The 12,704-nt window shown below is 61.0% G+C and carries 13 protein-coding genes; all 13 read left to right on the top strand.

The features are described 5' to 3' along the window. The first annotated feature begins 353 nt into the window (after positions 1–353). The 13 genes from ACNFIC_RS18715 to ACNFIC_RS18655 all read left to right on the top strand — a co-directional run bounded on the left by ACNFIC_RS18715 (position 354) and on the right by ACNFIC_RS18655 (position 12,636). Positions 354–602 (top strand): acyl carrier protein, encoded by a 249-nt coding sequence (locus tag ACNFIC_RS18715; protein WP_416781599.1) that lies wholly within the window; start codon positions 354–356, stop codon positions 600–602. Next, the gene (locus ACNFIC_RS18710; protein WP_416781598.1) at positions 595–1,362 is read left to right on the top strand and encodes an alpha/beta hydrolase; all 768 of its coding nucleotides are present in this window, start codon (positions 595–597) and stop codon (positions 1,360–1,362) included. Before ACNFIC_RS18715 ends, ACNFIC_RS18710 begins: the two co-directional genes overlap by 8 nt. A gap of 21 nt (positions 1,363–1,383) precedes the next feature. After that, positions 1,384–1,686 carry a phosphopantetheine-binding protein gene (locus ACNFIC_RS18705; protein ID WP_416781597.1) on the top strand — a complete coding sequence of 101 codons (303 nt, stop codon included), beginning with the start codon at positions 1,384–1,386 and terminating at the stop codon, positions 1,684–1,686. After that, positions 1,683–2,135: a 3-hydroxyacyl-ACP dehydratase FabZ family protein gene (locus tag ACNFIC_RS18700; RefSeq protein WP_416781596.1), complete on the top strand. Its 453-nt coding sequence runs from the start codon at positions 1,683–1,685 to the stop codon at positions 2,133–2,135. The genes ACNFIC_RS18705 and ACNFIC_RS18700 overlap by 4 nt, the downstream gene beginning before the upstream one ends. Continuing rightward, complete coding sequence (locus ACNFIC_RS18695) at positions 2,132–3,115, top strand: beta-ketoacyl synthase N-terminal-like domain-containing protein (RefSeq protein WP_416781595.1); 984 nt, start codon at positions 2,132–2,134, stop codon at positions 3,113–3,115. The genes ACNFIC_RS18700 and ACNFIC_RS18695 overlap by 4 nt, the downstream gene beginning before the upstream one ends. A gap of 7 nt (positions 3,116–3,122) precedes the next feature. Then, positions 3,123–4,115 (top strand): Rieske 2Fe-2S domain-containing protein, encoded by a 993-nt coding sequence (locus ACNFIC_RS18690; protein WP_416781594.1) that lies wholly within the window; start codon positions 3,123–3,125, stop codon positions 4,113–4,115. Positions 4,116–4,181: 66 nt separating this feature from the next. After that, positions 4,182–4,490, top strand: a complete 309-nt coding sequence (locus tag ACNFIC_RS18685; RefSeq protein ID WP_167272854.1) for an isochorismate lyase — start codon at positions 4,182–4,184, stop codon at positions 4,488–4,490. After that, positions 4,487–5,896 (top strand): isochorismate synthase, encoded by a 1,410-nt coding sequence (locus ACNFIC_RS18680; RefSeq protein ID WP_416781593.1) that lies wholly within the window; start codon positions 4,487–4,489, stop codon positions 5,894–5,896. Before ACNFIC_RS18685 ends, ACNFIC_RS18680 begins: the two co-directional genes overlap by 4 nt. Before the next feature lie 34 nt (positions 5,897–5,930). Next, a complete protein-coding gene (locus tag ACNFIC_RS18675; RefSeq protein ID WP_416781592.1) occupies positions 5,931–6,776 on the top strand; it encodes a metal-dependent hydrolase in 846 nt (281 codons plus the stop codon). 26 nt (positions 6,777–6,802) lie between these two features. After that, positions 6,803–8,593, top strand: a complete 1,791-nt coding sequence (locus tag ACNFIC_RS18670; protein WP_416781591.1) for a non-ribosomal peptide synthetase — start codon at positions 6,803–6,805, stop codon at positions 8,591–8,593. Positions 8,594–8,606: 13 nt separating this feature from the next. Next, positions 8,607–9,803 carry a beta-ketoacyl-[acyl-carrier-protein] synthase family protein gene (locus ACNFIC_RS18665; RefSeq protein WP_416781590.1) on the top strand — a complete coding sequence of 399 codons (1,197 nt, stop codon included), beginning with the start codon at positions 8,607–8,609 and terminating at the stop codon, positions 9,801–9,803. After that, a complete protein-coding gene (locus ACNFIC_RS18660) occupies positions 9,800–11,065 on the top strand; it encodes a hypothetical protein (protein ID WP_416781589.1) in 1,266 nt (421 codons plus the stop codon). The genes ACNFIC_RS18665 and ACNFIC_RS18660 overlap by 4 nt, the downstream gene beginning before the upstream one ends. Then, positions 11,062–12,636 (top strand): (2,3-dihydroxybenzoyl)adenylate synthase, encoded by a 1,575-nt coding sequence (locus ACNFIC_RS18655; protein WP_416781588.1) that lies wholly within the window; start codon positions 11,062–11,064, stop codon positions 12,634–12,636. The genes ACNFIC_RS18660 and ACNFIC_RS18655 overlap by 4 nt, the downstream gene beginning before the upstream one ends. Positions 12,637–12,704: the final 68 nt, after the last annotated feature.

Raw genomic sequence — 12,704 nt, 5'->3', positions numbered from 1 at the left:
GCCTGACTTTCGTCTCAAGTCTTTTCATACAGAGCCTAGGGGCGGCGAGTCTAGAGTAAACGGCGAGGCGGTGCAACACCCGTAAAGAGCCTGACCTATTTAATGTTTTTTTAGATTTGTTGGGTTGACAGCATTGCGGCGAGTCTGTTGTGCTAAATGGAGTTACACGATGCCGTTCACGGACGAAATTGCGGTTAATACCGCCGGCAGTCACACACCCTCGGGGTTGCCCGACAGCGAAGCCCTTCGTCTGTGAATAAGAAAGAAGTTAGAACTTCCATTTGAATGCATCCGCTTGAGTAGTGATCCATTCATCTGGTTGTGCTTCGACCTTAGTCTAATGAGGGATGGTTTTGAGTGAGCAGAACGTAAGGAACCAGTTGCGGGCGTTATGGCAATATTTATTGCCAGGCGAACAGTTTGACGACACCACTCGGTTCCATGAGGCCGGGGGAAGTTCATTGGCCTTGATGCGTTTGTTCATGCAAGGCGTGAAGGTATTCGGGGTCAGGCTGGAGATCAGCCAATACCCGCAACTGCAAACGATCGAGCAACAGGCGCGCTTTATCCTGGCGGCGCAACGGGGAGATCCGCATGCCTGATCTCTCGACGCTGGCCATTGCACGGCCAGAGCCCCTGCGCGTTCCTCGCAGTTACCAGGCGACCTTTGCCAAGGCGCGCTGCGAGAGCTTCGAATGGGGGGATCTGGAGGTACGTTGCCATCATTGGGAGGGTAGCGCGCCTGTGCTTTGCGTGCATGGCTCCAATGGCAATGCCGCGCAATTCGGCACGCTCATCGATGGGCTGCTGGCGGCAGGGCGTGGAGTGCTCGCTGTAGACATTCCATCGCACGATCCCCAGGGGCGGTTCATTCCGTCCACATTCATCTGGGAGGCTCTGCTGCAGACGCGGCGTTATGCGCAGCCGGCTGCGGTGGTCGCGCACTCGATGGCCTGCAGTTGGGTGATGCGTGCGCTCAACGCTGGCCTGGGGGCGCAGCGACTGGTTTGCCTTTCGCCAGCGGCGACCCAGGAGTACGTCTTCCAGCGGTTCTTGCAAATGCAACAAGCCCAGGGCTTGACCATGGGCGACCTGGCAGCAGCGATCGATCAGGCCTTTGGTCCTGAGTGGCGCCAGGCGTACTCGCCGATCGAGTTGTGCAAGACGCTTTCGCTGCCGACCCTCATCCATCACGACGAAGCAGATCCGGTCATCGAGATCGAGGCCGGTGCGCGTGCATTACGCGGAGTCTGGGCCGGTGCGCAGTTCATTGAAACGCGGGGCCTTGGGCATTCAGGTGTATTTCGAAATACAGCACTTATCGAGCGCGTGATTGAATTTATTCAGTGCGACAACCCTTAACGACAAACGATAGGAATAATGATGAGCGAGCATAGCCTGCAGCAAGTACACGACACCGTGGAAAAAATCATTCTGCAATATTGCGACACGGCCGACCTGGGTATCGAGCGGGTGGAAGGCGAAATGAGCCTGACTCAAGAGTTGGGTATCGACAGTGTCGACTTTTTGGATATCGTATTTGAAATTGAAGATGCCTATAAAATTCAATTTCCATTGGAAGAATGGTCGGCCAGTAGCCCGAACGGTGAAAAGAATACGCACAAGATGAAAGATTTCGTGGCGGCGGTATATCAAGTTGTCCAAGGTGTGCCTGTCAGTGCATGAATATCGAGAAAAACCTACTGATTGATCGCGTTGACGCCATTGAACCCTGGGTTTCAATTCAATGCAGTAGTCAGGTGCCGGAGCACGCTCCGGTATTTGATGGGCATTTCCCGGGTTATCCGATACTACCGGGTGTATTGATGGTAGAGACGATGGCGCAGGCGGGCGGCTTTCTTTATATGTTGTCGTCGGACTTCGCCAAGATGGCATTCCTGATCAACATCAAACAAGCCAAGTTCAATGGTTTCGTGATGCCAGGCGATCGGCTTCAGGCTGACGTGCGCATTGTTCATCGAGCCGAGAGCTACCTGGTGTGCGAAGGCACGCTCAGGCAAGCCGAAGTGGTGGCGCGTGCGCAATGGATGCTGCGGCTGATGCCGTTCGACAACGATGTGTTACGCCAGGCGGTGCAGCGCACCGTCTTGGGCTGTCATGAGAGGCTCCGATGATCGAGACGATCTATATCAAGGGCATGGGCATCGTACACAGTGCCGGTGCTTGCGCACTGGCAAACGGGCAAGCGCCAGCGGCAGTGGTGTCGGCAGTACAAGGCAAGGTGCCTTTGCCGGCGTTTCCGGTGGAGCGCTTCGTTACCAAGGCACGTGACATCAATGCCATGGGGGCTGGCCAGAAGATGCTGGTCTGTGCCGCGGGCCTAGCGCTGGAAGAGGCCGGTGTGAACGGCGATAGCCGCAGCGCATGTGACTTGTACATGTCGGCCAAGATCGGTGAGCGCAATGATTCAGTCGATGCTGCAATTTTCGCGGCTGCTGCTGATGGCGTGCTTGATATCAACCAGGAATTGGCCAGGCTCAGGCCAACCCACTTCCTGGCCGAACTGCCAAACCTGTATGCCGCCAACATCGCAATCCTGTTGGGGCTCAAGGGTGAGAGTCTGTCCTTCGTCGGCGAAGCTGCAGCTTCTGTGCAAGCGGTTATCCACGCGCTGGAGAAACTGGGTAGCGCGCGCACATCGCAGATGCTGGTCGGTGGTGTGTTCAACGGCGACCAGGCGATGCATGACGAGTACCTGGCAGGGCCAGATGCCGAGCGGCTTGGGATTTTCGGTACGGCGGCCTGCTGCATGGTGCTGGACGCCGAGTCGCAGGGCGCTCTGGCAGGTTTGCGGCGCGGTGGGCCTGTCACGCAAGGGCAAGTGGCAGAGCGTGTGCAGCAGTGCGAAGCCAACATGCTTGTGGTGCATGGTTTCACCGCAGGCCACAGCTGGCTGCCGGCCTTGGACGTTGAGGTGCCGGTGCTGGATGTGCAGCGCATGATGGGCCAACTGCACGAAGCGACCCTGCCGGTGCAGGTCTACCTGGCTGCTCAGGCTCTGCGAGAGCAAGCACCTGAAGGCCACAGGCGTGCCCTGCTGGTGACGCAGATCGCTCGCGAGCGATACGAAACCTTTGTCCTGGACGTTTTCTGAGGCGCCGATGAATACACAAGTCAAGAACCCTTTGCCTGCCCTGCAGGCAACCAGGGCGGGGGAGCGCTTTCCGTTCAGCGCCTCGCCGCGGGGCTGGTATGCGGTTGCCTGGGTCGAGGACCTGGCATTGGCGTCGGTCAAGCCGGCCCGCTTGTGTGACCGCGACATCGTCGTGGTACGGACTGAGTCCGGCGAGGTCGCGGTCTACGATGCGCATTGCCCGCATCTAGGGGCGCACCTTGGCTATGGTGGCGTCGTCGAAGGCGAGCATTTGCGTTGCCCGTTCCATGGCTGGGAGTACGACGGCGGCGGGCGCTGCAGCAAGATCCCATTCGTTGACGCACCGATGAAGGTTGGGCTACGCAAATGGCCCACCGTCGTACGTGGCGGTATGCTCCAGGCGTGGCAAGACCCGAACGGCGAGCCCCCGCTGTGGACGCCGGTGGAGGTTGAACAGCAAGGTTGGACCGCCCCGGTGCATCGCGGCGATTGCTACTGGAATCTGCGGGCCCATGTGCAGGATATCGCGGAAAACGGTATCGACGTGGCGCACTTCACGACGGTACATGGCTCCCAGGCCATTGGTGAGCTGCTCGACGTTCGCTACGAAGGTGCGCATGCGTGCTGGACCTCGATCAGTGCCAGCGATCTGGCTGGCAAGCCTTCGATCGCCGAGGCAAGCGTGGTCCTCAACGCTTTGGGCTTGCATCAGGTTCAGGTGCGTATCGATGAGGGCAAGCTGGAGTTTCGCAGCTTCCTCTACGTGACGCCGGTCGCCGACGGGCGAATCGACATCCGCATGACCGTTTCCATCAAGGAAACCGGTGACCGGCGCAAGGACCGCATGGTCCTGAGCTACCTGGTGCCACGCCTGACCGCCGAGCTGGCCAAGGATTTCGCCATCTGGGAAAACAAGATCTACATCGAACGCCCGCCACTGAGCCGTGTGGATGGGCCCATTCGTCATTTCCGCAAATGGGCCAGCGAACTCTATTCGTGAAGTGCTGAGCCACGCCGATTTTCAGTCGACGCCACAACGGCGTCGTCTTCAAGGAAGAACCAATTCATGAAAGAACCCAACGAGGTCACGGGCCTGGAAGACGTGCGCGAAGCCATCGATAGCCTCGACCAGCGGATCATCGAGTGCATGGGGTTGCGCATGCAGTACGTCAAGGCCGCTGCTCAGTTCAAACCCAGTCTCCAGAGTATTCCGGCGCCCGACCGGGTTGCACGTATGTTGCCGGTGCGCCGGGAATGGGCGTGCCAGGCCGGCCTGGATGCCGACTACATCGAACAGCTGTTCGCCGGCATCATCGACTGGTACATCGCGCAGCAGATGGACTACTGGTCCAGTCGCCAAGGCAATACGCCATGAGTCGCCCGGACGAGGAGCAATGGGCGCGCTGGCGCGCCATGCTCGACCAGGGGTGCAGCCGCGCCGCCCGCGAGGGCGGGCAAGTGCTGGTGAGCCTGGCGCTACCGTGCGAACCCTTCGACGCCTTGACGCAGGTGGCGACCGCTGAGGCGCACGGGCTGCCCTACGCCTTGCTTGAGTCTCGGGAGCCTGACCGCGTTCTGCTCGGCGTGGGGCCAGGCAGTGAGCTGCTGTGCGAGCACGGGGCGTCGCTGTCAGGGCTGTCGTTGCGCTGGCGGCAATGGCAAGTGGGGGCGCTTCAGGAAGGTGTGTCCGGGCCTTTGTTGATGGGCGGGGCGCGATTCGACGCAGCATCGCCACGGCACTCGCATTGGGGCGAGTTTCCCAGTGCCGTCATGACGCTGTATCCGCTGCAGTGGCTGCAGGCGCCAGATGGCTGTTGCCTGTTGCTGCAAGCCTGGGTCGCAGCCGACTGCGACGTGGAGGCTCTGCTGGATCGGCAGCAAACGCTGCTCGACCTGCTGGGTAAGCCCGCATCGACTGTCGAAGCGTTCGCCGAGCCCGTTGGCGTCGATCAGCCGTCGGTGCCAGCCGCGCAGTGGCAAGCTGCAGTGGGTGAAGCCGTGCAATGTATTCGACGCGGTGAACTGTACAAGGTAGTGCTGGCCCGGCACGTGCTGCGCAGGCATTCAGCGCCCATTGCCGTCGCGCCGTTGCTGCGCCGGTTACGCAAACGCAATCCCAGTGCGCATCTGTTTGCCATTCGCCGTGGCCAGAGCTGTTTTCTCGGGGCCACCCCGGAGCGCCTGGCACACCTGCAAGGCGGTGTGGTGAGCACCCATGCCCTGGCCGGAACCACTGCGCGGGGTGCGGACGAGGCCAGTGACGGCAGGTTGGGGCAGGCGCTCATGGCGTCGGCCAAGGAGCGTGAGGAGCATGACCTTGTGGTGCGCTCCATTCGCCAGGGGCTGGAGCGCCTGGGAGCGAGCGTGCAGGCAGCGGATGCACCTGAACTGCGCCGGCTTCCAACCCTGCAGCACCTATCCACGCCGATCGAGGCTGAACTCGGGCAGCAGACGGGGGTGCTCGAAGTGATCGAGCAGTTGCACCCGACCCCGGCAGTAGCGGGCGCAGGGCTGGGCCAAGCACTTGCATTCATTCGCCAGCACGAAGGCTTGGACCGTGGTTGGTATGCCGGGCCGGTCGGCTGGATGAACGGGCAGGCGGAGGGCGACTTCGTCGTCGCCTTGCGCTCGGTGCTTGTGCAGGGCGCAGACGCCTACCTGTACGCCGGTTGTGGAGTCGTTGCCGACTCACTCCCGGAACACGAATATCAGGAAACCTGCCTGAAACTTTCGGGCATGTTCAACGCCCTGCAGGTTGGGCACGAGGTCGCGCCGGTCTGAGGCTGGCGCGCACCCCCGTCAAGAGGAAACGTTCATGAGCGAAGCATCAACGGATGCTCAGTCTGGGGCGACGTCCATGGTCGTGCGTCGCTACCCATTCGACCTGGAGGCCGCACTTGGCGGGGACTGGTTTGGCGGCGATCGCTTGCGCACCATCATCGCCAATGCCTTGTCGATTCCGCTGCCCAGTGGCGAGCGTATGTTCATCCGGGCGCTGCACCATTACCTGGATCAGATCCAGGACCCGCTGCTGCGCGAAGAGGTGAAGATCTTCTTCAAGCAGGAGTCGACCCACACCCAGGAGCACGTCAAGTACAACCGTTGGATATGCCAGCACCGTGGTTACGACCTGGCTCAGGTGGAGGCGCCGTACAAGGACCACAACGAGTACCTGTGCGAGCACGGCGAACCGCGTCTGTTGCTGGCGACCACGGTCTGCATGGAGCACCTTACCGCGATCATCTCGCATCTGCTGATCAGCGAGCCTGCCTGGCTGGCCGATGCCGAACCGGTGGTGCGGGATTTCTGGTTATGGCACTCCGTGGAGGAGATCGAGCACAAGGCCGTGGCCTTCGATGTCTACCGCCAGGTCATCGGCGACAAAGGCTACCTCGACGAAGTCATGCGTCGCACGGTGGTTCAATTGGCGCAAAACCTTCGTTTCACCGCCTGCCAGATGTACCTGATGGAAGGGGGGCGGCCACGTGATGTGCGCCAGTGGCTCGACAGCAGCCCGTTCCTCAACGGGGAGCAGGGGTTGCTTGCCTCGATCGTCAAGCATGTCGACGACTTTTATCGCGCAGATTTCCACCCGTGGGACCACGACAACCATCACCTGATCGAATTGGTCTCGAACCATTTGGAGCAGGCCTTTGCCTGAAGCCTGCCCGAACAAGGAAGTATCCTATGAATGGCTATGAACCTGGCCGTGACCTGGCAGATTACCTGCGTGTCCAGGCCCGGCGTACGCCCCGTGCGTTGGCACTTGTCAGCGCGAGCTGGCGCTTGAACTACAGCGAGTTGGACCTGCGCGTAGAGCGGCTGGCAGCCGAACTTTTAGCGATCCTTGGCACAGGGGCGCGTCGTGTGGGGGTGCAAGTGAGCGACCGCGGCTTGGGGGTGGTAGGCATGCTTGCCGTCATCCGGGCCGGGATGGTCTACATTCCGCTGGACATCACGCTGCCGACTGCTCGGCGGGCCTTCATGATCGAAGACAGTCAGATGGCTTGCGTGCTGCTCGACGCCGATGCCGATGCCACGCTTCTGGCATCTAGCGTGCGACGCTTCTGGCGCATCGACCAGATGTCGACGGCACCGTTCGATCCTGCCAGTGCTCCGCAGTTGGCGGCCGATGCGCCCGCTTACCTGCTCTACACGTCCGGTTCGACCGGTCAGCCTAAAGGTGTGGAAATGACCCGGCGGGCGCTGCTGAACCTGATTGATTACCAGTTGGAGTCAGCGGGCGCCTTCGTCCAGCCATTGAGAACCCTGCTGTTTGCGTCGGTAGGTTTCGATGTTTCAGTTCAGGAAGTGCTCAGCGCGGTCGCCAGTGGCAGCGAAATGCATGTGCTGGAACCACAGGTGCGCCAGGATCTCTCGCGCTTGTACCGTTTCATAGGGGAGGTGGGCATTGAGCGGTGTTTTCTGCCGTATTCGGTATTGCAAACGCTCGCCATGGAGCACGAGCGCCAGGGCGGTGAGACGCTCTGCTTGCGCCAGGTGGTGTCGGCGGGTGAGGCCTTGCAGCTGACGCCCCAGATCATCGAGTGGCTGCAGGCGTGCGACTGTGAGTTGGTCAACCATTACGGGCCGACCGAAACCCATGTCGTGACCAGCTATACCAGCCAGCAGCCCCTAAGCCAGTGGCCTGTGCGCGTGCCCATTGGCCAACCGATTACCAACGTTCGCACATTCATCCTCGATGAACATTTGCGCCCGGTCGCCGACGGTGAGGAAGGGGAGCTCTGCCTGGCCGGGGTTTGCCTGGCCAATGGGTATTTCCAGCGAGAGGAAGAAACCGCCAGGCGATTTCCGACCTGGCGCTCGACGCAGGGTGAGCTGTTACGCCTGTATCGAACGGGCGACCGGGTTGTGCGGGGGCCGCAGGGCGAGCTGACATACCACGGACGCCTGGATACCCAGGTCAAGGTCAATGGCCATCGCGTCGAATTGGCAGAAATCGAAGCCTGCCTGAAAAAGGACCCGAATGTGCGTGAAGCCGTCGTCTTGGCGCATGCCCTGACAGAGGGTGTGGATGGGCGAATGCTGGTGGCGTTCATGCTTTATCGCGAAGGTGGCGCGGACACTGTGGCCGGTGCCGAGGACGCGCTTGGGCGCCTGGCACCGTGGGTCGAATCCTTGCCGGCGTACATGCGGCCGCAGCGTGCCTATGTCATCGAGCGGCTGCCGCTGACCATCAATGGCAAGGTCGACCAGCGTGCGCTGGCCGCAATCGTCGAGGCGTCGGGCGCTGTGGAGGGCGAGTTGTCGCCGGCGCAGTCAAAGGTCGCCGCGCTCTTCGCTCGCTTGCTCAAGGTCAGCGTCACTGGCCCGCAGATGAACTTTTTCGAGAGCGGTGGCAATTCGCTGCTGGCGACACGCTTCGTCCAGTTGGTGGAGCGCGAGTTGGGCGTCCAGTTGGACATGAGTGAGTTCCTGCAGCAGCCGACCATCGCACGGATCGCCAACTATCTTTAACGCCGAGGCACAGATGCAAAAGAAGCAAGTGGTTGTAACCGGGTTGGGCTTGAGCACGTCCCTGGGGCAGGGCGTTGAGCACAATTGGCACGCCCTGTGCGCGGGGCGCTCGAACTTCAAACTGTCGGCGCGGCTCGCGCCAGGCGCTATTCGTACCCGCTTCGCTGCAGTCGATGAGCGTTTCGAGGGGCAGCGTAATCCGCGTGTAGTCATTGAAACCTACCTGCGCGAGGTGATTGCCGAAGCGACTGCGTGCTGCCCGGCCCAATCCTACGACCGTCTGTACTACAGCCTGCCCAGCGGCATGTATTACTGGGCCGAACGTTTGCGTGACGCTACGCAACCGCGCTCCGACAATGCTTTTTTTGCGTTGTCATCAGAGGAGTCGTTGGCAAGTGAGCTGGCCAGTACCTACCGATTGCGCGAGTTTCCGACTGTGGTCGCGACGGCTTGCGCCTCTTCGGCGTCTGCGCTGCAGCTGGGCTACGAGGCCATCGCCAATGGCTTGGCAGAGCGGGTGATCGTGGCTGCGGCGGACAGCTCCATCTACGACGAAACGGTCAGCAAGTTCAATAATCTCTCGGCCTTGTCGACCCGCAACGACTCACCGCAAACGGCCTGCCGCCCCTTCAGTGCTGACCGGGATGGCTTTGTTATCGGTGAAGCCGGAGCGTGCCTGGTGCTCGAGAGTGTTGCCAGTGCCCAGGCGAGGGGGGGGGACGTGCTAGCGCACTTCAGTGGCTGCGCCAGCACCACGGACAACCACCACCGTACCAAGGGTGACCCTAACGGAGCCGGTATGCGTGATTGCATGCGGCTCGCGGTGGAGGCAGCCGGCCTGCAGCCGTGCCAGGTGGACTGCGTGAATGCGCACGGCACCAGCACGCCGGAGAATGACCGGATGGAGGCGCAGGTAATCAGTGAGCTGTTCCCGCACAACCCTTGGGTGACATCGGTCAAATCGATGCTGGGCCATACGGTGCACGCGGCAGGGGCGGTGGAGGCGGTGGTGTCAGTGCTCAGCCTGACACACCAGGTGGTGACGCCGACCTTGCAGTACGATGGCAACCTGGATGACAAGGGCGTACGTATTGCAGGTCAGTGTCAGGAAGGTGTGGCGCTGCGCCATGTCTTGTCCAATTCATTCGGCTTTGGTGGGCAAAACGTGGCCCTGCTGTTCTCCGCACCTGAGCAAGGGAGTGGCCGATGAGTCTTGAGGTCATCGATGTCAGCGGCCGACGGCGCTTGCCACCTTGGCCGCTGAGCGGAATCGACAAAATGGTCGAGTCATGGGCTGACTATGTGTTGGTGTATGACTACCCGGTGGATCCGCAGGCGTTTGCCGGGCACCTGGCGCGCGCGCTGGACGTCAATCCCTACTTTGCCGGGCGCAAGCAGACAACGGCCCAGGGGCTGGTGGTCAGCGGTGATAATCAAGGCGTGCGGCTGGAGGTTTGCCGGCACCCAGGACGGCTGCCTGAGGCCGTGTTCACCGGGGACTACGGTTCGATTGATCCGTTCTGTGACAGGGCCTGGCGCGAACAGCATCGGCTTTCGCGCACCAGCTTGCGCCAGCCGTTGCTGCAGATTCGTTTAAACCTGTTCGACGATGCCACGGTAGTAGGCTTCAGCGTTTGGCACGGGCTGAGTGACGGCACGACCTTTTTCGAGTTTCTGGCACAGATTTCCCGCTTTGCCACCGGCACGGGTGAGCAGGTCGATTCGGCGGATTTCACACCGCTGCAGGCAGCGCCGGGAACAGTGCCTGACGGGGCGTTGGTCGATCGCTGGGAACGCCCCGAGCATGAACAGGTGTTGGCCCATTTCGCCGAGGCCGCCTTCACCCTGACGCAGGCCCATGTCGAGCGGTTGTTGGCCAGTTGCGACTACCACCGCTTCATGCGTGACGACCTGCTGATCGGCTGCATCTGGCGCCTAATCGCCCTGACCGACACCGCGCAAGCTGATGAGGCGATGACGCTCTACCCGGTTTATGACGCGCGGCTGCTGATGGATGTAAATGCTGCCAGAGTGGGCAACCTGCTCTGTTACCCCACGGTAAGGGCAACGGCCGCTGCGCTCGGTGACATGAACCTGCAGGCTATCGGTGCACTGGTGCGCCAGGCTGCGGGTGAGCGGGTGCTGGACTGCGAGTCGCTGCACGCTGAGTTGCAGGCCATTTGCGCGATGGTCGATGCTGCCCGGCCAGGGCGTTACTTGCTGGCGCCGCTTTATGACAGCTTCTTCGGCCATGGCGTGCTGTTCAACAACTTGTGTGGCATGCCCTGCGAACGCTTCGATCTGGGCAGGGGCGCGCCTTGTCATGTCGATGCACCGCTGCATGACCCGATGCGCTTCGTACAGTTTTTCCCTTGCCTGTCTGGCGCAGGCGTCATGACCATCAAGGTCAACCTCGAGCTGCATCACCTGCAACGCTTTCAGGTGGCATTCTTCAAGGAGCTTCATGGATGAAACCGCATATCGACCCAGCCGCCTTCGAACAGTACCTCAAATGCGGCGCGCTACCGGCAACCACGCTGCTCGATTGCTTGGCTCAGTGGGCCAGGGAGTATGGCGACCGGCTTGCACTTCAAGACGACCAGGGTGAGCTGAGCTATCGGCAACTGGATCTGCGCTCGACGGCGCTGGCCGGTTTTCTGCAGTCCCGAGGGCTTGGCGCCGAGGACAAGGTGATCCTGCAGCTACCCAATGGCTGCGGTTTCTTCATTGCCCTGTTCGCTGTGATGAAGCTGCAGGCCGTAGCCATTCTAGCGCTGCCAGGGCATCGGCAATACGAACTGCTGGGGCTGCAGGAGGCCGCCCAGGCCACGATGTATATCACTTGCAGCCAGCTAGCAGATTTTCGTTACGAGGTGCTGGCACAGGCGCTGGTCGACCAGGGCATGCCGCGCAATGGGGTGGTCTACCTGGACGTACTGGGCGATGATGCCTGGGACGCTTGCCCCCAGCTACCGGCGCGGCCAGCCGCACCAGACGATGTCGCGTTCCTGCTGCTGTCGGGTGGCACGACGCAAGTGCCCAAGCTCATTCCCCGTACCCATGCCGACTATACCTACAACATTACCGCCATGGCTGAGGCCTGTGGCTTGCATGCACACAGTCGGTACCTGTGCGTGGTGCCGGCGGCCCACAACTTTGCGCTCGGCTGCCCGGGTGTGCTTGGAGTGTTGTCGGCAGGTGGGCTGGTGCATCTGTTGCCTCAGCCGGACATCATGCGGTTGTGCGAGTTAATGAACGAGCAGCGCATCACCGTCACATCGCTGGTGCCTTCGATTGCCGAACTGCTGATCGAGTATCTGGAGTTCAGCGGTATGTCATTCAGCGCGTTGGAGCTTGTTCAGGTGGGAGCTGCGCGTTTTTCCAAGGAGTCGGCAAGACGCCTGAAGCAATTGCTTGGCTGTGAACTCCAGCACATCTATGGAATGGCCGAAGGCCTGCTGTGCTTCAATCGAGCGGAAGATCCCGAACAGGCGAAAGTGGATACCCAAGGCCGGCCGCTGTCATCGTTCGATGAGATCCGAGTGGTGGGGGAGGATGGCCAGCAGGTGGCACGGGGCGATGTGGGTGAGCTGCATGTACGTGGCCCCTATACCATTCGCGGCTACCATGCGCGCCCCGAGATCAATGAGGCGGCGTTCGACGCTGAGGGTTTCTATCATTCCGGTGATCTGGTGCGCGTTGATGAAGCAGGGAATGTCACGGTTGTCGGGCGTGTCAAGGAGCAGATCAATCGCGCCGGAGAAAAGTACTCTCCCTCGGATATCGAAAAACTGATGGTCGACTGGGCGCGGATTGGCGAGTGCGCGGTGGTTGGGGTAGAGGATCGCCAGCTGGGTGAGCGTGTGGTTTATTTCATTCGGCCGATCGGGCCTGGGCCATCGCGACGGGAGGTCTGTGAGTACCTGAAAGAGCTGGGGCTGGCTGACTTCAAATACCCGGATGCGGTGGTACTGCTGGAACAACTGCCTCTGACCGCAGTCGGCAAGATCGACAAGAAGCGCTTGGCGCTGGAGCATGCCTGAGCAAGCATTGCCATGAGCAAAACAGGCTGCCCTAGGGCAGCCTGTTTTTTGCCTGGTAGCAAGCGCGC

This window comes from Pseudomonas sp. NY15463, assembly GCF_048068415.1.
In the GTDB taxonomy this organism is placed as follows: domain Bacteria; phylum Pseudomonadota; class Gammaproteobacteria; order Pseudomonadales; family Pseudomonadaceae; genus Aquipseudomonas; species Aquipseudomonas mosselii_C.
The sequence above is the reverse complement of the archived record's forward strand: the minus strand, read 5'-3'. Positions and strand labels throughout refer to the sequence as shown.